Below are 26,500 nucleotides of genomic sequence, written 5' to 3'. Positions count from 1 at the left end.
AAACCTTTTTATTTAAATTTAGTCTTCTAATTATTTATTATATATTTGTATTAAAATAATTTTAGATTAACCTAAAAAATAATTGATGAAGTCTTTATTTTACTCTATTTTATTCGTTTTGAGCTTTTTAGGGACTATTTCAGCTTCTTTTGCACAGACTTTAAAGCTTGAGATTTTAGATGAAAACAATTCACTACTACCCTTTGCAACAGCATATGATGAGGTATTGCAATATGGTGCTACTGCAAATGATAAAGGATTTTTATTACTTGAATTAAAGTCAGGATCAACTGAAATAACAATTTCGTATCTGGGTTATCAAAAATATAAATTGCGAATTCCTGAGTTAGATTTAACCAAAACACATCAAATAAAACTTATTCCTGATAAATTAGGCTTAAATGAAGTAGTAGTGAGCGGGCAAATGCAAGCAAGGAGTTTACGGAATTCACCAGTAAAAGTGGAAGTCTTTAAAGCAGATTTTCTTAATGATTTTTCACAGGGTTCAGGAAACCTAATGGAAAATATTTCTATGGTCAATGGGATTCAAGAAAACGTAGCTTGTGGGGTATGTTATACTAACGAAATCAGTATAAATGGTTTGGAAGGTGCTTATACCTCATTACTAATAAATGGTATACCCATTTACGGTAATTTGGCTACGGTTTATGGATTAAATAGTATTCCAACTGATATGATTGAGAAAGTAGAAGTGGTAAGAGGTCCCGGTTCTACTCTGTATGGATCAGAGGCTATGGCTGGTGTGATTAATATTATTACGCCCCATGCAGAGGAGAGTAGTTTTAATTTAAACTCCAGTTACTCTCAATTTGGTGAATGGAAAGGTAATTTCATTGGTCAATATAAAGGTGAAAATTGGAAGCATTTTTCTGGTGTTCATTGGGATGTAGCGAATCAATTTATAGACGAAAATGGCGATTTATTTTCCGACTTAATATTGAGAGATCGATTTTCTATATTTAATTTTTCTGAAAATGAAGAAAAGCAATTTTCTATTGGAGGGAAATACTTTTTTGAGGATAGAAGAAATGGGGTACGAGAATTTGTTCAAGATCGAAATTACAGACAACTAAGAGGTAGTGATCAGGTTTATGGGGAAAGTATTTACACCAACAGATGGGAGCTTTTTGGGAATAAAAAGTTTGGGCAATCTCCATTTGAACTACAGTTCTCCGCTAGCCAGCATTGGCAAGATAGTTATTATGGAGATACATTTTATCAGGCTGAACAACATCAAGCATTTGTCAATTTGATATCAGAACATACAATTGGGAATCATAATGTATTAGCCGGTTTCAGTCAAAGAATTAGTTATTATGATGATAATTCTGCTGCAACCCAAGATGAAGGCAGTAACGAACCGAGCATTCAAATTATTCCTGGTGTTTTCGTGCAAGATGAATGGAGTATTTCAAATGAATGGAGAATACTTTCAGGAGCTCGATTAGATTATTATAATTTACATGGATTAATTTTCTCACCAAGATTAAATGTTCAATACCAATTAAGTGATTGGGCAAATTTGAGATTCAACAGTGGCACAGGTTTTAGAGTGGTCAATCTTTTCACAGAAGATCATGCTTTTGTTTCAGGTCAAAGGGAACTACTAATTCAAGAAGAGCTAAATCCTGAAAGATCGTTCAATGTTGGATTGGGATATCAGCAGGTTTATACTATTGGTAATCAGCAAGGTAATATTGAATTCGATGGGTTCTACACGTATTTCACCAATAAGATTATTCCTGATTACGATACGCCCGGATTTATTATTTATGAAAATTCTGAGGCATATGCTTTCACAAGAGGGCTTAGCCTAAATATTAATCATCAAGTAGGCTCAGATTTATTTTTTAACGCAGGGGCACAGTGGCAAAATGCACGTCAAGCAGAAGAAAATGAAAGTGGATCGTTAGAGGAAGTTCCGATTATTTATTCAAGAGATTGGTCCGCTGTCGGTTCATTAGAATATAGCTTTCCTTTCAATATAAAGCTTAATTATAGTTTCAATTGGAACGGGCCAACTGCCTTACCAGAAGTATATGAAGTCAACTCTGCTGGAGAAATTGTAAGCATAAGAGATACTTTTTCTCCTGATTTCACCCTGCATAATATTAAATTAAGAAAGAATTTTAAGAATTTAGAGGTGTTCGCTGGAGTGCGTAATGTCTTTGATAATACACAAAGCTTATCCCCCCTAAGTGGCACTCAAGATCAAACGGCACCTTTAGGCTTTGGAGAGTTTTTTGATGCAGCCTACAATTATGGTAGTATGACAGGTAGAAATTTCTTTTTGGGATTTGATTGGAAGATTAAATAATAACCTAATTTTTAGTCAATTAGGGCAGTAAATGAACGAATAAACGAGAATAATAAGCTAAAAACACTTGCTTCATCGGTTTTTTCGTACTTCTGAACGATTAAACGTAACATTTAACTGTAAAATCATATAAATATAGAAAAAAGTACTGTATTTTTGCTTGATTAAGTTATTGGTTGTATGTTTTTAAATTTATATAACTAATGATAATGCTATTAATTAAAGAACTGATATGAAAAAATTCTATCTACTTGCTATCATTTTTATTTGCTCAATTACCAGTAATATATTTGGACAATCTGGTCCTGCGGGAATTGGTAATGCCGATGGAAGTAACGGACAACCTGAAACAATTTATTGGTTAGAGGCAGGAGATTTAGGATTGAATAACAATGATCCTGTAAGTAATTGGAATGATAAATCTGGTAACTCAAATAATTTAAGCCAATCCGGAACATCAAGACCTACTTTTAAAAATGCTTCTGATGCTAACTATGATTTCTCAGCAGTTAGTTTTGACGGTACGGATGATTTTCTTCCATTTGATGGTAATCTTTTAGTTGGAACAGACTATACAATTTTACTAGTCGGAACTCGAAAATCCAATGGAAGAGAGGTAATTATGGGAGGTTCTGTAGGCGCTACTAATCAAAATTTACACCCATATTTTAATACCGGAGCTCTACATTCACATCATTGGGGTAATGACCATAATGCTGGATATACTGGGGGTGACGGTAGTACAGCTAATGCAACCACTCCTAACTTTGGTATTTTTGGATTTAGGTTAAACAGCAGCTTGGGCACGGCTCAGCGTGCGCTTTACCAGAATGGTCGATTAATTGGTACTAGAAATAATAATGCACAATTAAGTGCTTTTGTGGATGCGGCCATAGGTAGATTTGAAGCAGTAGGTGAATTTAGCGATATTGAAATTGCCGAATTAATTATTTATTCAGATGCTCTAAATGAAGCTCAACAAGTACTCGTACAAAACTATTTATCTTCTAAATATGACATTACATTAGATGATAATGAATTTTATGCTGGAGACACACCAGCTAATGGTAATTATGATTTTAATGTAATAGGAATTGGTCAGCAATCAGGAGACCAAATACTCACAAATAGTAATAGTGGCTTTTATTTGACTGGAGATGGAACATTAGATGCAAATGGTGAATTTGTAATGTTCGGAGATGATAACTCTGCAAATGCAGTATCTACTTCTAATTTAGGAGCAACAGTTCAGGAAAGGTGGGCTAAAACTTGGTATCTTGATAAAACCGGGACCCTTAATGCTACCATAGGTTTTAATATTTCAGAAGGGATTCCAGGAGGTCTTTTTCCTGCTGGAGATGTAGATAATTATGTTCTTTTAAGAGAAAATGCAGGAACTTTTGATATTGTTCCCATCGCGGCTGTTGATAAGTCGCTGAATGCCGGAAGAATTGAATTTATTGTTAGCGATGCTGACTTGCTTGATGGTATTTACACTTTAGGAACAACCAATAATACGGATAGCCCTGTTGCAGGACAACCTAATCAAACATGGTATTCGAGACTATCAGGAGATTGGAATGATCCAAATATTTGGACTCTAGATGGTTCAGCTACACCACTTCCGAATAATCCAGGAAATGAAATTCCTGACGCTACTGATAATGTCGTGATTAATAATGCTACTACGGTAACATTGATTAATGATAATAGAAATGTTACAGATATAGAGGTAATAGGAACCTTAGACATAGCTAATACCTCAGGGCATAATTTCACGAATATTAGAGGAAACGGTCGGATAAGATTAGCCGGAGCCGCTGGGATAGGTAATTTCCCTCAAGGAAATACAACTGATTTTGCGGATAATTTTATTGGAGGAACAGTTGAGTATTACGGAACGGGATTGACGGTAAATGAAAATAGAGTTTTTAATGACGTAATTATAAATTTAGACAATAATACTGATGACTTAGTGTTAATGGCTGATTTACTGAGCAATGGCGATCTTACAATAATATCTGGTGATTTACAGATTAATGACAATTTATCTACCACTATTAAAGCCCTCGAAGTAAACGGTACATTATTCGTAGATACAAATGGAGCTATAAGCGTAGGGACAGGGAATACAATAGGAACATTTTCTATTAATGCTAATAACATGCCATCTTCAGGTAATTACCACAATATTTATCACCAAGTAATTATTAAAGGAGATTTCATAAATCAAGGTAATGTTAGGTTTACCAATCAAGCAAGTCCAGTTTATAATGAATTTACCACTACTGGTGCCGCTACGGTTCGGTTTGAAGGAGCTACGAATAATACGGCTTCTTTATTTGGTACAACTGATTTTTACAATCTAGTAGTTGATAAGGGCACAGATGAGACCTTTGAAATTGAGATTAATTCTGATAATTCAGCTAACTTTTCTCTTTTTGGTCCTAATGATGTCGGAAGAAATAGTGGTGGAGGCTTTACAGCTGAAAATCCAGAAATTAGAAAAGCACTTTGGATTTATAGAGGTACATTGCATCTTTCAGGTGATATTATCATACCAACCCTTTCTGAGGGCAATAGAAATGGAGGAAATGGTGACTATGCCATTGGTGCTACTGCTGGGTTATGGATCGATGGGCCTAATGTTGAAGTTTATTCTACTGCTGACAATGCCGGTCAAGTGCCTGCAGGAGCAATCGGTGTAAACGGAGGAGGAAGTAACCAAGCACTTTCTTTGTATGGTAAATTCAGAATAACAGATGGTTTTTTTGGTACTAGAGCAAGTGCTGGCTTTATCTTTTGGAATGCTGATGCAGGAGAAGTTCTTATCGAAGGCGGAACTGTAAATGTTTCTCAATTTAGGTCAGCAGGCGGTGGAAATGGAATTTACTCATATACACAATCAGGAGGAGATGTTTTGGTGAGGGCTAACGAAGGACAGCCAGGAGAAACCAGCGGTACATACAGTTTATTTAGTTTAGATACCGAAGATGCCGTATTCAATATGTCTGGTGGTACTTTAACAGTATATGGAAATAGAGGAGAGGCTATATTTATCAACAGTGGTCCTGGAAATTTCTCAGTAACAGGAGGAACAGTAAGAGTTGAAAATAGAAATGGCACTCGTGCCATAGTATCTACCAGAGTTCCTTTCTGGGACTTTGAAGTAGCTAGGGATCAAGCTGGCGATGCAGATGAAGTGGATTTAATAACTTCAACATCTGGAGGTAATACCATTACTAATCCTGAATTAATTGTATTAAATAATTTCACGATTGAACAAGATATTAATTTTGATCATAATGGAAATGATGTCACAATAGGAAGTGATTTTACCATTGAAGCAGGTGGGGATTATGAATTTGCTGGAGGTAAGCGAAATACTACTTCCTTTATTGGAACTGATAATGCCACATTAACTTTTTTAAATAGAACTGGTGGAACAGGGGATGAGCAACGTTTTTGGAATGTTTTAGTAGATAGACCATCAGGTAAAACTCTTTCTTTTGAGTCAGGAAAGACCAATAGAAATGGCAACAATAATAATTTATTTAGAATAGATGGTGACTTCTTTAAAGTATTGAGTGGTACTGTTGATCAAGGTACGCATAGTATAAGAATGTATGCCGATACATTATTGAATTATGATGAGATTTGCGTTTTTAATCCACTGGCTATTAATGATGCTGATCCTAATGGAAGAAATGATATTATCAAATTCAGAGATGACGGTGGACCAGCTACAGTATTGATTACTGCCGATACTTCTAGGTTTGGCGCTATTAAGCTTAATAGCGATGATGAAATTTTTACTTTAAATTCTGATTTGCAAATTGATTATCTTGATTATAGACACGGTAGATTTAATCTTCAAAGTAATAATCTCACAATAAATATACTGGATAATAATTTGAATGGTACAGCAGATTTTGATGTAAATCAGGATGGTGCTGTTTCCGGTGGTACTGAAAATGGTATTTTTTCACCCGCTGATATGATCATTACCAGTGGAAATGCTTCAGATGGTGGACTTTCCCTTTTAGTGACAGCCAATGGTACCTATACTTTCCCTTTAGGCATTGGGACCGATGCAACAAGATTGTTAAGGAATAATTCAAAATATACACCAGTTACTGTAGAGGTAACAGGCTTGGCAGATGCAGGATACATTACAATCCGTCCAGTTGATAGGGTATTATCCACTACCGATGGGACAGGTGGTGATATATTATCCTACTATTGGAAAATAGACAGTGAAGGGTTCAATACACCGCCTAATGTTGAATATAGTATGATATACTATGATGAGGATTTAGATGGATCTGCAAATGAAGGCACATTCGTAGCCGGAAAAGTGCTAGAACAAATTCCATTTACTAGAAATTATGAAGACGATGGAGATGCAGAATTTGAAGGTGTTGATGTAGTAAATAATACTATTACCTTTAACGGACCAAATCCTGATTCAGGCTTTCCTTTAGAAAATGCTTCTTATACAGCAGGAGAATCAGGTAGATTTGTAGGGGCTCCTACAATATATTACTCTTCCACTGCAGCAGTTGGGAATAATACAGATTTTAATAGAAATGATAGATGGAACCAGTCTAATAGATGGTCAACAGTTGGTCACTATTCAACTGTAAATACGGGCACTTTTCCTCAGCCTGGGGACGTAGCAATAATGGCTTTTGGTTTACAAAACGCAAACTCCACAGTCGATAACGCGCAAAGATCCCATTGGTATTATTTAAACGCTGACGGAGGGGCCGCGAAATTGATATTCTCAGAAACTGTAGAAAATGCTAACGGTGATATTGTAGTCAATGATGCCTCATTTCAACCACAACTTATTATTGCTGCCGATAATGCGCTGGATGTAAATTTTGGAACAGTTGAAGGAAATGGCACATTCAATGTAGAATTGGATTGTGCCCCATGTAATATAGATCCAAATTCATCAACAGTCGTATCTGCTAATATTACAGCAGACTTCGGCCTATTTGCTGATGTTGAGGCTGCCAGATTTGATTTTGATTTATATAGCAATAATAATACGTCAGTTTATATGCCAACTGATATAACCTCTGTTTTCCCAAACCTTCAAATTAAAGGTCAGGGTGGTAATGGAAGAAGACTTGTCTTTGAATCAGACGTGACGATTAACAGAGATTTAGTTTTACGTGAAGGAGGATTTTTAAGATTGGGGAATCAAGCAGATGGTGATGTGACTGTTGGTAGAAACTTGAATATGACTACAAATAATGATGGTGATGTAGTTGAGTTTCCTTTAGATGGACCAGGCAGAGTGCTGACAATCAATGGAGACATCAATATGGATAATAATAATGATGAAATTACTTTCCGAGATAATAATAATGCAGGTGATGTTACTATCAATAGATTAAGAGTTGGTGGAAATATAAATCAGGAAACTGGACAGATTAATCTCTATTCTGGGGCTGGACCAAATCGGGATCAAGTAGAATTGGAAGTTTTCGGTGAAACTGATGCTGAGTACACAAGAACTAACAACCCAATAGCTAGCCTTTATAGATTAATTCTAAATAAAGGGAACAATAGAAGTACCACTTTTACCTTCCAAGATAACTTTTCTTTAAATGGTGAAACAGATGGTACTGAAAAAGCTTTAGAACTACAAAACGGAACATTGATATTAAATGACAATGCTATTGATATCGACCTAACTACTGGAGGAGATAGTTTTGTAATTCCAGCTACTGCCAGTTTACAAATCACTCAGGGCTTAGCTAATATAGGAGGAGATGATTCGGGAATTATATTAGATGGTGCTTTAATCATTGATGGTGGTACTCTAGATATGACTGGCGCAGGAAACGGTAATAATTTTATTGAGTACTCTGCATCTGGAAATGCTGTAATTGAGGTTTCTGATGGATCACTATTAGTGGGTTCACAAATCCGTGGAGGTCTTGGTACTACTGCAGGGGTATTAAAATATAGACAAACTGGAGGTATCGTAGAAGTAGGAGTAAATGCTGCTCCAGAAGCAGATAGAAGTGTTTTCGAAATTAGAAATGAGGGTAGTGAGTTTACTTATACTGCAGGTGATCTCATAGTTAGAAGACAAAATACTGGTGCGCCAACTGTAGCTGCGATTAGGATACTACCAACAGATTTTAGTATTAGCAGACCTATTATCATTCGAGCCAATGATACGGGCCAAGGAAATATTGGTATAAATGCTAACGTCCCATTGGCAGGACTAACAATTGAAGGCGTCAATAATCCAACTGTTATTACTAATGTAAATGCCTTAGAACTTAATGGTGACTTAGATATTCAAAATGGAGCTTCATTTAATGCCAACGGAATAGATTTATTGTTAAATAGTGATCTTATTAATAATGGTACTTTTACAGCTTCAGGAAACAATACTCAGTTTTTATCAAGTATTAGCCAAAATATTAGTGGAGCCAATCCTGTAACATTTTTTGAATTCACAAAAAATGCAGAGGGGACTCTTAATTTAGTAGGAAATCCAATAGTTGTGAACGGTTTGTTCAGTCATGAAAGCGGAGTAATTAATGATAATGGAAATATCATTGATTTGAAAAGCAATGCAGTGATAGAGGGAGAAATATCTAGTGCTGCAGGTGGAGCATTAGTATTCTCTGGAGCTACACAACAGCAATTACAACGCTTAACAGCTGGGGTTACAGATTTAGGAGTTGTAACCATATCGAATCCATCGGGAGTAATTATTCCTGAAGGAAATGGTTATAACTTTACTATTAATGGAGATCTTGAAATGAATGGAGGTATTTTTAATATCGGAAGTTCATCAGTTGTAATAGGGCAGAATGCTGATATTACTACCAATAGTTCTTTCTCAGTAACTAATATGGTGCGTACCAATAGTTCATTTACAGATAACGGATTATCAAAAGTATTTTCCCCAGGAACGAATGGGGTATTCATATATCCTGTGGGTGAAGATGATTATACTCCTGTAGAAATAGATTTTGGTACAGGTAATTCAGGCACAAGTCTAGGTTCAATTGCGGTAAGACCTGCAAATGAATTCCACCCAGTGGTGAATGATGGTGATAATTTCTTCGCTTCTGGTGATATCAATAATGTATTACAGTATTATTGGACTCTTAGATCTACAGGTTTAACAAACTTCTCTGCAGATGTGAATTTTTCTTATGATCAGTCTGATGTAGTAGTTGCAGAGGGTGGTTTTACTGAGGCAGACTATATAGCTGCAGCAATATTAGCCTTTGACAATCCAACAAATGAGATCAATAAGTTTTCTGAAACAGAGGTTGATGAAACGGCAAATCAGATTTTATTTCCTGCAAGCTTAAAGTTTAACGCAGTAAATAGTAACAATATTAGTGGAGATTATTTTGCAGGTATAGATCAAGCTATTCCAGATAATGTCGCTACCTACACAACCCAAGCTATATTGGGTGATGTTACCAATACAAATACTTACGTTGAGAATTTACCGACAGATGGTGTAGCACCTTCAGGAGCTGTATTAATAGTAAGTAGCGGTACAGAGGTTACATTTAATACTGATAATGTCCGTTTATATAAAACTATAATAGAAAATGGGGCTACCTTAAATATTGATGATACTGACGGTCATAGACTAGGTATTCTAGAGGGTACAGGTAATCTTAAAATTACTAGTAATAGCAGTAATGCGCCATTACCTACGGCTGACTATGGAACTTTCTTTTCATGTTCTGGCGGAGGTTTGGAATATGCAGGTGATGGAGATTATTCAATTTTGGCAGGAATTTCATCTCTTAGAAGATTGGTACTTAGTGATGATAATGGAAATGGAGTAACTGGTGTTAGAAATTTCCCAAATAATAATGTGACAATTTGTGAAGATATGGTTGTTGATGGTCCACTCGTTAGTACAGTAAATAATACATCAATTAGGATTGATGGAGACATGTATATTAATTCAGGTGAATTTACTGTCCCAGGAGGTAATTCAGGGAGATTTACAGTAATTGGTCAGTTTAATCAAACTGGAGGTGTTTTCAATGGTAATTCTAGAGGGAGAGGTTTTTTTGCAAATAGTGTGAATATTGATGGCGGTAACTTCAATGTTGGGACTCTTCGATATCAGTTCTACTTCTACGGAGATATCAGTTTTAATAGCGGTTCATTCAATGGTGGGTCTGGTATTAGTGAAGTTTTAATTTTTGCAAATTCAATTTACAATGAAAATAATAATATTTCAGGTGATTTCACTGGTTTAAATTCTTTCAATAACCTAACAATAGATAAAAATAATTTAGGAAATAACGTTTTTCTTGATGGAACAATTGAGGTAAGTGGGGAATTAAATTTGACCGATGGTAAAATCATTTCAAATGGAAATGATGTTGTATTAGGCTCAGCTGCAACAGTTTCTCCTGCTAGAGGTAGTAGTAATTCTTACATAACGGGTAAAGTAATTAAGCCTTTAGCTGCAGGAGAAAGCTTTACCTTCCCAATAGGTAGTGTTGATCGTTGGAGACCCGCTAGAATTAATGGGGTAAATGCTGGTTATACTTGGGAGGCTCAGTTCTTTGAAGGAAATGTTGTCACAGATAGAGCTGAAGTGGACGATATGAGTACTTCGGATCCTGCCATTCAAACACTACAGCAAGGAGAATATTATGTAATATCCGATAATTCTACAGGTGGTACTGCATCGAGTGTTGAGTTATCATGGGGAATTGAAACAGATGTTGCTGCTGGATCAGCTGATAGAGGGCAGTTAACTGTAATGGTATATAATACTACAACAAGCGAATGGGATAATTTGGGAGGTACTTTTCCGAATGGACTTGGAACCCAAAGTGCAGGTATTGTTAGATCAGCTTCTTCTCAGTCCTTCAGTGAAAAGATTTTCATTATAGGCTCAACTGATGCAGCAAACCCATTACCAGTTGAATTTACTTACTTTATAGCAGATAATAAACCCAATAGAGTAGAGTTAAATTGGCAAACTGCTTCAGAACATAATAATGATTTCTTTGAAGTTCAAAGATCTTTTGATGGAAAGCAGTTTGATGTACTTGGAGTAGTAAATGGAAGTGGTGACTCTAAGGAATTAATTGATTATGGTTTTATTGATTATTCTCCTTTAGCAGGAAAAACATACTATAGATTAAGACAAGTAGATTTTGATGGTAATTTCGAATATTCTGATGTGCTTGAAATTAGTAGAATTCAGGAAACTGATTTATCAGCAGTTCCTAATCCTACAAGTGCTAATAATATTAGATTAAGATTATCTGGCTTCCACGCAGAACAAAATATTCAAGTTACGATCTTTGATTTGCAAGGTAGAAGACATTATCAAGCTATTCATTCTCCGTCAGATTTAATCAAAGCAATTCCTATTAATAAGGAATTAAACTCAGGTATTTACATAATAGATGTTAAACAAGCCAATATTAGAAAGAAAGTAAGACTGATGATTAAGTAGATAGGGGTATTCAATTTTTATTTTTAACTGCATTTGTCTGATAAGGCAAATGCAGTTTTTATTTGTATAGGGCTTAAATATTATAGAAGTATTTACTGTAAGGATTTTATACTGTGAAAAACTGATCTAATTTTGCAGTATGCTTTCGATTAACAATTTAGATTATTTCATAGGGGATAGAGCATTATTCAATAATGCATCTTTACACATCAAACCCAAAGATAAGATTGGTTTAATTGGTCTTAATGGTCAAGGTAAATCTACACTTCTTAAAATTATCAATGGGGATATAACACCTGATAAAGGAGAAGTACAAATGAGTAAAGATTGTACAATCGGTTTCCTCAATCAGGATTTATTATCCTTTCAATCGGATGAAAGTATATTACATGTTGCCATGCAAGCATTCAAAGAAGCTTTAAAGTTGCAGGATAAGATTGACGGCATTTTGAAGAAAATGGAAGAAGATTATTCTGATGACTTAGTTGATAAATTAACGAAAGCACAAGAACAGTTTGAGATGATGGAAGGCTACAGCTTACAAGCTAAGGCTGAGGAGATTTTAGAAGGGATTGGTTTTAAAACTGAAGATTTGAGCCGTCCGCTGAAGACATTTTCAGGTGGATGGAGAATGAGAGTTATGCTAGCTAAACTATTACTGGAGAAGCCTTCATTATTAATGCTAGATGAGCCTACTAACCACCTTGATCTGCCCTCAATCCAATGGATTGAAAATTATTTAAAATCATATGAAGGGGCATATATTATAGTTTCGCACGATAGAGAATTCCTAAATAGAACGATTGATATAACGGTTGAAGTTGATCAGCAACAATTGAATTTATATTCAGGTAATTATAGTTTCTATCAGGAAGAAAAAGCATTAAGAGCTGAATTGCAGCAAAATGCTTATGAAAATCAACAGCAAAAAATAAAGCAAACTGAGCAATTTATCAGTCGATTTAGGTCAAAAGCTACGAAAGCAAAGCAAGTACAGTCTAGGGTAAAAGCTTTAGACAGAATGGATAAAGTAGAGGCCGTGGTGGATAATAATGCTACCATTAATTTTAGCTTTAAAATCAATAATAAGTCGGGTCGTCACATTGTGAGACTGCAAGATATTTCTAAATCATACGGTGATATAAAAATATTAGAACATGCTGATGCTCATATTGAAAGAGGCGATAAGATAGCCTTGATTGGGGCTAATGGTAAAGGTAAATCTACTTTACTACGGATTATCGCTGGGGAAGAAAAAATTGAAGGTAAGCGAGAGGAAGGCTATAATGTAGAGTTTGGATTTTTTGCGCAGCATCAGCTTGAATCATTAAACATACAAAATGAGATTTTAGATGAATTGAAGCAAGCAGGGAGTGATAGAACTGAAATGGAATTACGAAATCTACTGGGTTGTTTTCTTTTCAGAGATGAAGAAGTGTTTAAGAAAATAAAAGTATTATCGGGAGGTGAGAAGTCTCGTGTTGCATTATCCAAAACCATGATTTCAGACGCAAATTTCTTGCTACTGGATGAGCCCACTAACCACTTGGATATGCAATCTGAAAATATATTGATTCAGGCATTACAGCAATATGAAGGTTCTTTTATAACCGTATCTCACAATAGATATTTTGTTTCTAATGTAGCGAATAAGATTTGGTGGATAGAAGATTATCAAATCAAGGAATATCCTGGTACTTATGAAGAATTTCAAGATTGGTTTGCCAAAAGAGAGGCTGCTAAAGCAGAGGAAAAAGCTTTTGAACAAGAGTTAAAGAAAGAAGAGAAAAAACAAAAGCAAAGCAAACCGAGACATAATCCAGAAGACGCTGAATACAAGGCTAAACAGAAAGAATTAGGTAAAATTGAAAATCAGATTGAAAAGCTGGAAGTTAAAAAGAGTAATTTAGAAGAAGAATTAGCAAAACCTTCAGTTTATGGTAATCCTGATAAATTATTTGAGGTAAACCAAAACTTTGATAAAGTAAGTAAAGAGTTGGAAGAGTTGACTAATCAATGGGAAGCCTTAGCGATGGAAATAGAGTGAATCTAAAAAATTGGACTACTTTTCATATTTCGGTAAGTAAATGTGAAAAGTAGTTCCTTTATCAATTTCACTTTCAATTTCTATTTTTCCCTTATTAATTTTAACAAACTCTTTCACTAGTTGTAGGCCTAATCCAACGCCTTTTTCACCTTTTGTTCCCTGACTGATTTGAAAGTTATCTTCATTCAGCAACAGATCGACTTTATGTTTTGGCATACCAATCCCACTATCTTGAACTTTTATACGAACAAATTTATTCTGTTCCTCTGCCATTACATTTACCTGTCCTTTATTATCCGTGAATTTTAATGCATTACTAACCAAGTTTCGTAATATAGTTTTAACACTATTGACATCAGCCCACAAATAGGCTTGATCAGGAACAGTGGTACGTAGTTTTATCTGTTTACCTTCAGCCATATTAAAAAATAAATCTTCTAACTCATTAACTATAAGTTTTAGTTCTATCTTCTCAGGGTGATAGGGAATATTTCCTTGCTGCGTAACTGACCAATCCAACAAATTTGAAAGTAGGGACGATAAATTACTGATGGATTTATCAAATACTTTATGGATGTTATTCAAATCTTTGAGGTCCTGATTATCTATACTCATTTTCATGATGGTAGATAAGCCCTTGAAAGAATTCACAGGTCCCATTAAGTCATGGGCAATAATGGATAAAAACTTTTCCCTTGTTTCATTTATGGCTTCCAGTTGATCTCTTTGAGCTTCCGCTTCTTCCTTTCTTTCCTTTAAGATTAAATTGAGTGTATGCCTTTTTCTGCTGTTACGATAATATAAAAAGCTGACTAAGCCTAATAATACTATTATAACTGCCATAGAGATGAAAATGATATATTGCGTTCTTTTCTCGCTTTTTAATAGAGCAATCTCAGCTTCTCGTTTGTTGACTTCATATTCAGTTCTTAAATCTGCTATTTCCCGTATTTTTTCTTCACTATTGATGCTGTCTCGGTAAATTAGGTACTGACTTTGATGAAAATATGCTTTTTGAAACTCATTTTGAGCTTCATATAATTCGGATAATTTCAAGTTAGCATCACGAATTTGCTCTTTTAATGAATTTTCTTCAGCTATTTTTAGACTGTGCTTTGCATATTCTATTGCACGTTCTAAATCATTGTTTTCTTTGTAGATATCAGCAAGGTAGGTATCGTAAACTGCAATAGGGTAAAAATCCTCCAATTTCTCCAAGATTGCCGATGCTGAGTCCATCTTTATTTTAGCTATTTGATGTTCACCTTTTTGAGCATGCACCAAGCCCATATTGCCAATAGTATAGGCAGTACCCATCAAATAATCAATTTGCTGGAAAATTATGGCAGATTCTTCAAAATATAAATTGGCTGAATCATATTTTCCGAGGATTCTATAAAACTCTCCTGTGTTCATCAGGCTTTTAGCCAAATTAGTTGAGTCGCTTTTTGTTTTGCCTTTCCTTAAATAATTTATTCCTAATTTGTAATGCTTAATTGCTTTGTCATAGTCTTCACTAACTCGGTACAAAGTGCCAAGAGAACTATATATTAATGCAATTCTTTTGTTGTCTCCTTGTTTTTCAGCTTCTCGTAATCCTTGTATATAATGTGAGAAGGATTTTTCCAAATCACCTGTTTTCTTGTATATATGGCCCAGCTGGAGATTGGTTTTAAATAACCACCTGCTATTTTCTAAGGTAGTGGCTTTGTCATATGCTGCTTTTGCGTACTTAAGTCTTACTTCTGGTGAAAGTGTTGCGTTTTTAAATAATTCCTCAAAAATTTCCAATTGGATAGAGTCATTTTCAAACTCCCCATTTTGCAATAGTTGTTGTAGACTATCTGCACTTTGGTATTGAAACCCAAGAAGATGGTTAGAAAAAAAAGAAAGCCTATTAAAAGATAAGCTTTCTTGTTGACAATAGTAAATGGAAAATTAGCCATCGTCTTCCACTTCCAGTTCAGGATCGTCCACAAATGACTCATTCCCAATTTTGTAAGCGATAGAATAAGATTCATTTCCTTTTGCATTTTTGCTAACAGTACCTTTCCAATCTGACGCAGGATCATTAGGATTTACAGGTGCAGGATCTGCTGAAAAAATATCTTGACTATTCTGCTTTGCAGTAATTCCCATGATTTGGTCTATTCCTCCATTGGGAACTAACTTCCATGTAACAGTATCGCCAGGTTTTACATTGGTGGTGATGTTGTCTTTACCTGAGTGCCCTTCATTATCCGTTAAGTAAAGGTGATTATTTCCTTCCTGTTTACTGATGTTTATGATTTCTGTTGACATATATTTTGTTTTTTAGATGTGAAATTATACAATTTCGATTCTAAGTTTAGAGAAATTTCATCAATATATGTCAATTTAGTTTTATGTATTTGATTAAGTATTCTTTTTTGAAGATGAAAGGCTTAAATCATTCTTTGTAGCTTTACCTATATTTTAAAAAAAAAACAAAAAAAACAGCGCAGATAATCCCACGCTGTTTTTAAAATTTAAATTTAGTTTCTTCTTAGAATATAACTCCAAATGAGATTGCTCTTAGCGGATAATCAGCTTCAGGCCCTCTATCTTCTATAAATATAGGGCTTAGATCATAAGTAGCAAACAAATCGATTCCTTTCCATCCAATTTGAGCCTTAACTCCATATTTCCAGTTGTTAATGTAGAAGTTATTTTTTACTACATCCTTACCATTGTCATTATATTTAAATTTTGATTTACTCCCTATTCTATAACTCCCAAAAGGACCAGCACCGAATCTAAAAGCATCACTACTTTTTCCGAGATGAAACATCGGGATGAAGTTCAAATTCAAATATGTAATATTCAGTTTGCTTCTCTCTGGGCTTATGTCTGGCCTTGTTACTTCAGTATCTACAAGATCAACTTTTTCGCCTCCTTTTGTGATTTGATATTTGTTGTCAGATAGCGCGAAATTGTTCCATAATAAGCCAAACTGAAACTTAAACCTAACATAGTCTCCTGTTCTGAATACATGATTAGAATGAATTCCATAAGTCCAAGAGGTAATTGGATCTAGGCTATACTCTTTGTTATCATTATCAGGGAATTGGTTATTATTATTCAGGTAATTATTAAGTCCTATTGAGAATTCTATATCATTATCGTAGCCAAAAAATGATTTACGTTTTTTAACAGACTTCTCTTTGTTAAAAGCGGTATCAAACTCATCATCATCATTATCATCAGATGAATAATTCATGCTTCCATTTTTGGATTGATCAAAGATTCTACCAATTGCAAAAGGCACCTCTGCATTTTCTCTATAATCTCTTATGAATCCTATACCTGATTCAGGAATATCTGTAGTGGAAGCGGTGCCAGAAAAACCATCATTACAGTCTACTTCAATAGTTATCGCTTCAATTTCTCCTGATATAATCTCAAGATTTGTATACTTTAAATCAATATTTCTTTTATCAGCTTCTTCTTTAAACTCATCTAATTCAGCTTTTGATGTTGATTTAAAAATCTTAACAGTAAATATACCTTTATTGATGAAATCCGTATTTTTTAAAGCTTGGACTAAGCTTACTTCTTGCAGTTTATATTGCTCATTTGAGTTTTGTGCGTAGGCCATTACATTTAAAAGACCTAAACAAACGATTAACGAAATTTTTATAATATTTTTCATGACAGTTCTGTTTCTTTGTTAATTACTTTGTTTTTTATTGAGTTGAAATGCTGAGGCAAATAATTCGCTTTTTGCATTTCTTAAGTCTGCTAAACTGAATTCACTGGCCAGCGATTTAAGTTTATTATTACTCTTGCTTATTATATTCTGATTATTGTTTTCTGCGTATTGATAATTGATTTCAACTATTACTTTATTTTCATGCTTAATTGGAGATAATTTCAACTCAGGTATTAAATCTGTATTGATGTCAGCATTATTGGGCTCAATTTTTTCAATAGAAGCCATTCTGATAAATTTTTCTTTTCTCAGCTCAAGCTTTTCCAGCTTAGGTTGGTTATTGTTTACTTTCTTAGAATTACCTATCACTTCAACTGTATTGGTAGATGTGGTTTTCTGCAATTCCGGAACCTCTACCTTATCAACTTGAGCTAGATTAATTGCTGATTTATTTAAATCAAGCTTAGCAAAGTTTTCATTTTGTTGAGAGTTATAGTTGTACACTATTCCAAAAGAAAGAACTAACAGTATACTTACACTAGCTGCTATCATCCATGGGAATCCTTTTTTTTGTTTATTCCCCTTTAAATTCGACTGTATTTTAGCAAAAGCATCAGCTGATATTCTATCGCTATGACGCTCTAGTTTTTGCTTAAATAATTGATCTATCTTATGAGTTTCCATGACCTATTGCTATTTCTTGTTCCATCTCTGCTAAGCGCTTTTGTAAAAATGTTCTTGCTCGGCTTAACTGAGATTTCGATGTATTTTCATTAATATTTAATTGTTCAGCTATCTCCTTATGAGAATAACCTTCAATGGCATAGAGGTTAAAAACTGTTCTATACCCAACCGGTAGTTCCGATATCATTTGCATTAAATCTTCAGTTTGCAAATGATCTTCCATTGCGTCATAATTTGGTAAATGATGCGCTTCTTCTATATCCATATTGAGTTGCATATTTTTATGTTTTCTCAAATACTGTAGCGATTCATTTACCATGATGCGTTTCATCCAGCCTTCAAAATTGCCTTCACCTGTATATTGATTTATTCTTTCAAATATTTTGGTGAAAGCTGTGATCATCACACCTTCAGCTTCAAGCATGTCTTTTACATACCTTCTGCAAAGGCTTAACATCCTTCCGGAATATTTATCAAACAAGGCTTTCTGAGCACTTGCTTTCTGCTTAATACAGCCTGCTATTAAGTCTTCTTCCGTTTTAGATTTGTTGATAAACACTTTCATTATTGCTGGTTACATCTAGAAGATGCAAGTAAGTTATGATCGGTTGCGTGGGTAGTTGATAATTTTTAGAAATTTAGTGTTTTTTTACATGATAATTAAATGTAATCGTTCAAAAAGCTTTCTTATTTGGTTTATAGGCCTATTTTGAATATTGTATTGACACAATTTTTTTTTATTAACTTTTATCATCAAGGTGATTTAGGACGGATTTTTATTCTCCGGTTTTAATCTTTATAAGTCATTCATGTAATTCTAATATATATTTTGATATGAATTAATTAGATTGATATCAAAATTAAAATTTCTCACTATGAAGAAACTTACATTAATTCTAGCGCTAGCTTTAATTACCTATCATGGCTTTAGCCAAGGTACAATGTTGTTAAGGCAACCCACTATTTCCAACGAACATGTAGTATTTGTTTACGCCAATGATCTTTGGAAAGCTCCAATATCAGGTGGAGATGCCATCAGATTAACCACCAATGAAGGTTATGAATCATCCCCTCATTTTTCTGATGATGGAAAGTGGATTGCATTTAGCGCCCAATATGATGGTAATACTGATGTATATGTGATGCCTGCTGACGGAGGTTCTCCTAAAAGACTAACTTTCCACCCTGATTCTGATTATGTTCAAGGCTGGTCAGCAGAAGGGGACATAATATTTAGAACTGGAAGACAGGCGCATCCTACTAAAACATCACAATTATATACTGTAAAAGCAGAAGGTAGCTTTCCTCAACCCTTAATTGATATAAGAGCTGCATATGGAGAAGTATCAGCTGATGGAAAGCATTTAGCCTATACTCCAATAACTTCTTGGGATCCAGAGTGGAGGAATTATCGTGGTGGCCAGGCAATGCCTATTTGGATTCTGAATTTGGAATCAAAAGAATTAGTACGAACACCCCAAAAAGATAAAGAAAGACATTTGGATCCAGTTTGGGTAGGAAATAAAGTGTATTATCTATCTGAAAGAGATTACGTTAGTAACATTTGGAGTTTTGATATTTCCTCTCAGGAAGAAGAACAAATTACATTTCATAAGAAATTTGATATTAAAAGTTTAGATGCTTTTGGAGATCAGATTGTGTACGAACAAGGTGGATATATTCATTTACTCAATACTTCTGATAAAAGCACAAAACAGTTGGAAATCAATGTAGCAGGAGATTTAAATTTCAGCCGTGAAAGATGGGAAGATGTAAATGCGAATAATGTTACAAATCCGAATTTATCGCCTAATGGAAAGAGAGCGATATTCGAATATAGAGGTGATATTTTTACATTTCCTAAAGAGGAGGGGAGTTGGAGAAACATCACACAAAGCAGTGGTGTTGCTGATAGATTTCCTATTTGGTCGCCAAAAGGAGATAAAATCGCATGGTTTTCAGATGAAAGCGGAGAATATCAATTGTTAGTAGCTTCTCAATTTGGAGAGAATAAGAAATCGTATCCTTTAAAGAATCCAACATTCTATTTCACACCCGACTGGTCTCCGGATGGAAAGTATATTAGTTATACCGATACCGATTATAACTTATGGTATATCAATATAGAAAATGGAGCTGTTAAGAAAGTAGATACAGATGGATATGCTCATCCTAATAGGACAATGAATCCTAATTGGTCTCCTGACAGTAGGTACATTGCTTATGAAAAGCAGCAGGATAGTCATTTTAAAGCGATTTTTATTTATGATATTCAAACTGGTAAAGCAACACAGGTTTCGGATCCTTTAGCAGATGCAACCTCACCTGTATGGGATCAATCTGGAGATTATCTTTATTTCTTAGCAAGCTCAGATTACGGTCTAAATTCTGGCTGGTTAGATATGAGTTCTTATGACCCATCTATTACAAGAAGCCTTTATGCTGTAGTACTTTCCGCAAATGGGACAGCACCTAATCTTCCTGAAAGCGATGAAGAGGATGCTAAAGCTTCAACAGATGAAAAGGATGATAAAGAAGACAAGGATGAATCAAAAGCCATTCAAATAGATTTTAATACTATTCAAGAAAGAGTTGTCGCCTTAAAATTAGATGCTCGTAATTATCAATTTATTAAATCTGCTCAGGCTCACAGCTTATATATAGCGGAGTCTATTCCTAATCAACGTGGGTTAAAGGTACATAGCTATGATGTGAAAAAGGAAAAAGCAGATGATTTTGCTGAGGGAATAAGCCAGATGGTATTATCAAAAGATGGTAAGCATACCTTATTTCAGCAAAATGGTAGCTGGAGTATTACTTCAACTAAAGGAAAGGCTAAACAAGATGATAAAATTTCAGTATCTGCGTCTATGAAAGTCAATCCTAAAGAAGAATATGCACAAATTTTCAAAGAAGGATGGAGATTTATGCGTGACTTCTTGTATGTAGATAATGTCCATGGTGCACCTTGGGATAAAGTATATAGTTGGTATCAACCATGGGTTAAATATGTTAATCATAGAACAGATTTAAATTATTTAGTTGATATTTTGAGTGGTGAAGTTGCTATTGGTCATTCCTATGTTTCAGGGGGTGATATGCCAGATTTAGACAGAATACCTGTTGGACTACTCGGAGCTGATTATGAAATAGCAAATGGATATTATCGCATTAAAAAAATATATGATGGAGAACATTGGAATCCTGATATCGAATCGCCTCTTGGGTTGACAGGTCAAAATGTTAATGAAGGAGATTATATAGTGGAAGTGAACGGTAGAAAGTTAACAGCGAATGATAATATTTATGATCTTTTTGCTCAGACTTCTGGTAGAGTGATTTCTTTAATGGTAAATGATAATGCTTCAATGTCAGGCGCTAGGAGAGTATATGTGAAACCAGTATCTAGTGAATATAGATTAAGATATATTGATTGGGTTGAGGGGAATAGAAGAAAAGTAGATGAAATGTCAAATGGGAAACTGGCGTATGTATATATTCCAAATACGAGCGGTCCTGGATTTACTAGTTTTAACAGATATTATTTTGCTCAGCAAGACAAAAAAGGAGTAGTCTTAGATGAAAGAAATAATGGAGGAGGTTCTGCTGCAGATTATATGATTGATATCTTAACTAGAGAACCTATTGGTTATTTTAATAGTAAAGCAGGAGATAATCGTCCATGGACTTCACCAATTGCAGGTATTTGGGGACCTAAGGTGATGATTATTAATGAAAGAGCAGGCTCAGGTGGTGATTTACTTCCTTATATGTTTAAGAAAAAAGACATTGGTCCATTGGTTGGAACTCGCACATGGGGAGGATTAGTAGGGACATGGGATACACCTCGATTTATTGATGGAGGTAGAATGGTAGCGCCAAGAGGAGGTTTTTATGATACTGATGGAGAATGGGCAGTAGAAGGCGAAGGAATAGCTCCAGATGTTGAAGTGATTGACGACCCTAAAATGGCATTAGAAGGTAGAGATGCACAATTAGAAAAAGCAGTGGAGCAAGCATTAAAACTATTGGAAACGGAAGAGTTTAATATGAAGGCAGAACCGGAAGCACCGGTTAGATGGAAACGACCAGAAGGCTGGGATAAAGATTGATAAGCATATTTAAATTCAACAAAAGAGCATTAGATAATCTGATGCTCTTTTTTTTGTGGCAATTTCACCGGATGAATTCCGCTATTCACCTAGTTTTTTCATGCTACAGCCTAGAATGATTTACAATAAGTAATCATTTACTCTATTATTGTATCGAACTTAAATCTTAATATAGATGGAAAATAGAAATCGGTATTCAGGAAAGAATAACTTCTCCTTTGGTTTTATTCTACTCTTCATTGGTAGTGTTTTATTATTAGATAGACTTGATATTATTAGCTTTAGCTGGGTCTTTAGTTGGCCGTTTATCATGATTGGCTTTGGTGTATTTTTACTAATACGGCATGAGGGAAAGAATTTATTTGGTTTATTTTTAATCCTCTTTGGAACCTTCTTTTATCTCAGAAGAGAAAATTGGATACCTGATGAATATTATGAATTTATATTACCAATTGGGATAATAGCAGTTGGTCTGTATTTGATTTTGAATAGGCGATCTAAAGGTTCTTTGGATGAATTCTCTGATGAAGAAAAAAAAAGCTTTGAATCATCAGATCCAGAGATAGTGAATAGTGATTATATAAAGGCTGAATCAGTATTTGCAGGATTACAAAGAAGATTAATCACTAAAAACTTTAAAGGTGGTAAAATTACCACAGCTTTTGGAGGTGCAGATATTGATCTGTCGAAGGCTGAAATAAAGGATAAAGCGGTCTTAGATGTTGAAGTTATTTTTGGAGGTTTAAAATTAATTATTCCACCTCATTGGGAAGTTCAAGCAGATGTAAGTAATGTCTTTTCTGGCATAGAAGATAAAAGAGCGTTTCCTTCTATTAATGAAAGTGATAAAAAAACACTTTATATTAAGGGCTCAGTTAGTTTTGGCGGACTCCAATTTAAATCTTATTAAATAAATTATGATAATTAGTTTTCTTCATCAGCGGAATAATGCATGGCTTAAACTAATTATCATATTTCTATTATTGTTGTCACTTTGCACATTACTTTTTATGTATTATGGGCAAAGTGTATGGGCATCTTTAATAGATAATTCCATATTCAGTTTATTGCTTTTTTCAGCATTTATCATTTTGGAAAATGTATTTAAGAACTATATACCTACAGCTAAAAACCGCATATTAGTTTACATTATTCCACTTGTAATTTCTATTGCTATATTGTTTTTGGGAGATTTCATACTTCAAAAACTTGCTATTTCTTCAGAAATAAATCAGGATTTTTTGGATCAAGTATTTGTTTTAAGAGCCTTTATAATTTCTATAATTTTAGTTTTTTACACAGTTTTAATTAACATAAATGCTAAAATAAAAGAACAGAAAGAGATAGAAGAAAGAGAAAATAAGATTCAGCAATTAGCGAAAGAATCAGAATTATATCAGCTAAAACAGCAATTACAGCCTCATTTTTTGTTCAATAGTTTGAATTCTATTAGTGCCTTAATTAACCAAAAACCAGAAAAGGCGCGAGAAATGACTTTACAGCTTTCTGACTTTTTGCGAAACACAATTAAGAAAGAAGCCAATAATTGGATTACTGCGGAAGAGGAATTGAAATTTTTAAAATTATTCACTGATATAGAAAATGTCCGCTTTGGTCATAGGTTAGCAATAAAGTTTCAATTCAATGATGAGCTTATGGAAATGAAACTTCCTCATTTATTGATTCAGCCTATATTAGAAAATGCTATTAAGCATAGTTTGTATACTCTAGAAAATGATGTTGAAATCAATGTTTTATTTGATCAGTATCAAAATAATTTAAGAGTAAGGATTACAAATCCATATGATTCAAAAGTTGGACAGGCAAAAGGAAGTGGATTTGGACTTGATGCAGTTAATAGAAGACTTTTCCTTATTTTTGGAAGATATGATTTATTAAAAATTACAGATCAAGATCAGACCTTTATGGTAGATTTAACTATCCCTCAACAAAAATGAAAAGAACCATAATTATTGATGATGAACCACTTGCAGTTAGCCTTGTAGAGGAATATCTACAAAAGCATACTGATTTTGAAATAGTAAAAACCTGTAATAATGGTTTTGAAGGAATAAAAGCCATTCATGAATACAATCCAGATTTAATATTTTTGGATGTTCAAATGCCAAAAATTAATGGTTTTGAGATGCTTGAATTACTAGATGAAGTTCCTTCAGTAATTTTCACTACAGCCTTTGATGAGTATGCTTTAAAAGCCTTTGAAGTTCATGCCGTTGATTATTTATTAAAACCATTTTCACAAGACCGTTTTGATACTGCATTAAATAAGTATAAAGAAGCGAATCACGCAAAAAATATTTCTAAGCTGATAGAGGATGAAAATCTACTCCAGAAAGAATTCCTTAATCGAATAGTGCTAAAGGAAAAAAATGATATTAAAATCATTCCTGTTGAGGAGTTAATATTTTTGGAGGCTAATGATGACTATGTAAACATTTACACTAAAGACGGGAAGTTTTTAAAAAATAAGACCTTAAGCTATTTTGAGAATAGTCTTGATCATAAAGTCTTTGTTCGAGTTCATCGCTCTTATATTGTAAAGGTAGCTGAAATCACTAAAATTGAGCATTATAAAAAGGATAGTTATATCGTGATTTTAAAATCAGGTGAGCAAATTCCAGTCAGTAAAACGGGTTACCCAAAACTAAAAAATGCTTTAGGGTTATAAAAGAGGCCATGTTTATATACATGGCCTTTCTGATTAGAATAGAATTAAACTTATAAAAGTGTAGTTGGGCATATATATTCAGATACAGGTATTTCTGTTTCCTTAATAGCTTTAAAGCCTCCCCTTACATCTTCAAAATTATCATAACCTCTTGCTTTCAGTATAGAGGCCGCAAGCATACTTCTATATCCTCCTTCACAATGCAAAATAAATTCTTGATCTTTAGGGATTTCTGCTAAATGCTGATTAATTTGATTTAAAGGGATGTTTTCAGCTCCAATTATATGTTCTGAATCAAATTCACTTTTCTTTCTTACATCAAAAATAATCGGTGAATTATTCATTCTTCCTGCTAAATCTTTAGCATCAATTCTATGAATAGTATCTATTTCTTTATGTGCGTACTTCCAATTGTTAAAGCCTCTGTCTAAATAGCCAATAGTATTGTCATATCCCACTCTAGATAATCTGATCATGGCTTCCTCTTCTTTGCCTTCTTCCGTCACTAAAAGAATTTTTTGTTTGATATCAGGAATCATTTCACCTACCCACATAGCAAAGTTTCCATCTAAACCTATATTTATGCTGTTAGGTATAAAGCCTTTTGCAAATTCTTCAGCATCTCTTGTGTCCAAAACTAATGCTCCGGTTTCATTTGCAGCTGCTTCAAAAGCCCCTGGGCTGAGAGGATGTTTAGCTTTTTCCATTACCGTATCAATGCTTTCATATCCTTTGATATTCATCAAAACGTTTTTTGGAAAATAGCCTGGAGGAGCGGTCAGGCCAGTCAATAGTTTTTCTATAAACTCTTCCTTGCTCATCGATTGTAGGGCATAATTTGTTTCTTTCTGATGACCTAATGTGTCTGTTGTTTCTTTACTCATCATTTTACCGCAAGCACTACCCGCCCCATGATTAGGATAAACTATTAACTTATCGTCCAATGGTAAGATTTTATTATGAAGAGAATCATATAGTAAGCCTGCTAGTTTTTCTTCTGTTAAATCTTCAATTACATGCTGTGCTAAATCTGGTCTACCTACATCGCCAATAAATAAGGTGTCACCAGTAATGATACCGTGATCTCTACCTTTTTCATCAATTAATAGATAAGTAGTACTTTCCATTGTATGACCTGGAGTATGTAATACTTTCACTTTATAATTACCTACAGTAAATAAATCATTGTCGGCTGCTACAATTGCTTCAAATTCTGGTTTTGCAGTAGGACCATAAACAATTTTAGCTCCAGTTTTCTTTGCCAAATCTAAGTGACCACTCACAAAATCTGCATGAAAATGAGTTTCAAATACGTATTTAATTTTTGCTTTATCCTTATTTGCTCTGTCAATATAAGGTTGCACTTCTCTTAAAGGATCAAAGATTGCAGCTTCTCCATTGTTTTCTATATAGTAGGCTGCATGTGCTAGACATCCGGTGTAAATTTGTTCGACTTTCATAGCTCAATAAAAA

13 protein-coding genes are annotated in these 26,500 nt (G+C 34.3%); 7 read left to right on the top strand and 6 right to left on the bottom strand.

Annotation, left to right across the window (positions count from 1 at the left end):
• The first annotated feature begins 85 nt into the window (after positions 1 to 85).
• The 3 genes from QYS48_RS01455 (at position 86) to abc-f (ending at position 13,872) form a co-directional block, all read left to right on the top strand.
• Positions 86 to 2,338, top strand: a complete 2,253-nt coding sequence (locus QYS48_RS01455; protein ID WP_308357229.1) for a TonB-dependent receptor — start codon at positions 86 to 88, stop codon at positions 2,336 to 2,338.
• Positions 2,339 to 2,570: 232 nt separating this feature from the next.
• Complete coding sequence (locus QYS48_RS01450; protein ID WP_308357228.1) at positions 2,571 to 11,825, top strand: T9SS type A sorting domain-containing protein; 9,255 nt, start codon at positions 2,571 to 2,573, stop codon at positions 11,823 to 11,825.
• A gap of 139 nt (positions 11,826 to 11,964) precedes the next feature.
• The gene (gene abc-f / locus QYS48_RS01445) at positions 11,965 to 13,872 is read left to right on the top strand and encodes a ribosomal protection-like ABC-F family protein (protein WP_308357227.1); all 1,908 of its coding nucleotides are present in this window, start codon (positions 11,965 to 11,967) and stop codon (positions 13,870 to 13,872) included.
• A gap of 15 nt (positions 13,873 to 13,887) precedes the next feature.
• On the opposite strand, the gene QYS48_RS01440 is transcribed toward abc-f, so the two are convergent.
• The 5 genes from QYS48_RS01440 to QYS48_RS01420 form a co-directional block, all read right to left on the bottom strand.
• The gene (locus tag QYS48_RS01440; RefSeq protein ID WP_308357226.1) at positions 13,888 to 15,663 is read right to left on the bottom strand and encodes an ATP-binding protein; all 1,776 of its coding nucleotides are present in this window, start codon (positions 15,661 to 15,663) and stop codon (positions 13,888 to 13,890) included.
• A gap of 147 nt (positions 15,664 to 15,810) precedes the next feature.
• Positions 15,811 to 16,173, bottom strand: a complete 363-nt coding sequence (locus QYS48_RS01435; protein WP_308357225.1) for a hypothetical protein — start codon at positions 16,171 to 16,173, stop codon at positions 15,811 to 15,813.
• A gap of 223 nt (positions 16,174 to 16,396) precedes the next feature.
• On the bottom strand, positions 16,397 to 17,542 hold the full coding sequence (locus tag QYS48_RS01430; protein ID WP_308357224.1) for a hypothetical protein: 1,146 nt from the start codon (positions 17,540 to 17,542) through the stop codon (positions 16,397 to 16,399).
• An 18-nt stretch (positions 17,543 to 17,560) separates the two neighbouring features.
• Positions 17,561 to 18,226: a hypothetical protein gene (locus QYS48_RS01425; RefSeq protein ID WP_302099665.1), complete on the bottom strand. Its 666-nt coding sequence runs from the start codon at positions 18,224 to 18,226 to the stop codon at positions 17,561 to 17,563.
• A complete protein-coding gene (locus QYS48_RS01420; RefSeq protein WP_302099666.1) occupies positions 18,213 to 18,791 on the bottom strand; it encodes an RNA polymerase sigma factor in 579 nt (192 codons plus the stop codon). The genes QYS48_RS01425 and QYS48_RS01420 overlap by 14 nt, the downstream gene beginning before the upstream one ends.
• 310 nt (positions 18,792 to 19,101) lie before the next feature.
• On the opposite strand from QYS48_RS01420, the gene QYS48_RS01415 reads away from it, so the two are divergent.
• The 4 genes from QYS48_RS01415 to QYS48_RS01400 all read left to right on the top strand — a co-directional run bounded on the left by QYS48_RS01415 (position 19,102) and on the right by QYS48_RS01400 (position 25,027).
• The gene (locus QYS48_RS01415) at positions 19,102 to 22,338 is read left to right on the top strand and encodes a PDZ domain-containing protein (RefSeq protein WP_308357223.1); all 3,237 of its coding nucleotides are present in this window, start codon (positions 19,102 to 19,104) and stop codon (positions 22,336 to 22,338) included.
• 175 nt (positions 22,339 to 22,513) lie between these two features.
• Positions 22,514 to 23,248 (top strand): DUF5668 domain-containing protein, encoded by a 735-nt coding sequence (locus QYS48_RS01410; RefSeq protein WP_308357222.1) that lies wholly within the window; start codon positions 22,514 to 22,516, stop codon positions 23,246 to 23,248.
• A gap of 7 nt (positions 23,249 to 23,255) precedes the next feature.
• A complete protein-coding gene (locus tag QYS48_RS01405) occupies positions 23,256 to 24,296 on the top strand; it encodes a histidine kinase (protein ID WP_308357221.1) in 1,041 nt (346 codons plus the stop codon).
• Complete coding sequence (locus tag QYS48_RS01400) at positions 24,293 to 25,027, top strand: LytTR family DNA-binding domain-containing protein (RefSeq protein ID WP_302099674.1); 735 nt, start codon at positions 24,293 to 24,295, stop codon at positions 25,025 to 25,027. Before QYS48_RS01405 ends, QYS48_RS01400 begins: the two co-directional genes overlap by 4 nt.
• Positions 25,028 to 25,077: 50 nt before the next feature.
• On the opposite strand, the gene QYS48_RS01395 is transcribed toward QYS48_RS01400, so the two are convergent.
• Positions 25,078 to 26,487, bottom strand: a complete 1,410-nt coding sequence (locus tag QYS48_RS01395) for an MBL fold metallo-hydrolase (RefSeq protein WP_308357220.1) — start codon at positions 26,485 to 26,487, stop codon at positions 25,078 to 25,080.
• Between the last annotated feature and the right edge of the window lie 13 nt (positions 26,488 to 26,500).

Source organism: Marivirga arenosa, assembly GCF_030503895.2.
Taxonomy (GTDB): Bacteria; Bacteroidota; Bacteroidia; order Cytophagales; family Cyclobacteriaceae; genus Marivirga; species Marivirga arenosa.
This window is presented reverse-complemented; position numbering and strand designations above follow the sequence as displayed.

Coding starts and splice junctions, on each gene's coding strand:
- QYS48_RS01455 (WP_308357229.1), top strand. CDS start 86: ATGAAGTCTTTATTTTACTCTATTTTATTCGTTTTGAGCTTTTTAGGG.
- QYS48_RS01450 (WP_308357228.1), top strand. CDS start 2,571: ATGAAAAAATTCTATCTACTTGCTATCATTTTTATTTGCTCAATTACC.
- abc-f (WP_308357227.1), top strand. CDS start 11,965: ATGCTTTCGATTAACAATTTAGATTATTTCATAGGGGATAGAGCATTA.
- QYS48_RS01435 (WP_308357225.1), bottom strand. CDS start 16,173: ATGTCAACAGAAATCATAAACATCAGTAAACAGGAAGGAAATAATCAC.
- QYS48_RS01430 (WP_308357224.1), bottom strand. CDS start 17,542: ATGAAAAATATTATAAAAATTTCGTTAATCGTTTGTTTAGGTCTTTTA.
- QYS48_RS01425 (WP_302099665.1), bottom strand. CDS start 18,226: ATGGAAACTCATAAGATAGATCAATTATTTAAGCAAAAACTAGAGCGT.
- QYS48_RS01420 (WP_302099666.1), bottom strand. CDS start 18,791: ATGAAAGTGTTTATCAACAAATCTAAAACGGAAGAAGACTTAATAGCA.
- QYS48_RS01415 (WP_308357223.1), top strand. CDS start 19,102: ATGAAGAAACTTACATTAATTCTAGCGCTAGCTTTAATTACCTATCAT.
- QYS48_RS01410 (WP_308357222.1), top strand. CDS start 22,514: ATGGAAAATAGAAATCGGTATTCAGGAAAGAATAACTTCTCCTTTGGT.
- QYS48_RS01405 (WP_308357221.1), top strand. CDS start 23,256: ATGATAATTAGTTTTCTTCATCAGCGGAATAATGCATGGCTTAAACTA.
- QYS48_RS01400 (WP_302099674.1), top strand. CDS start 24,293: ATGAAAAGAACCATAATTATTGATGATGAACCACTTGCAGTTAGCCTT.
- QYS48_RS01395 (WP_308357220.1), bottom strand. CDS start 26,487: ATGAAAGTCGAACAAATTTACACCGGATGTCTAGCACATGCAGCCTAC.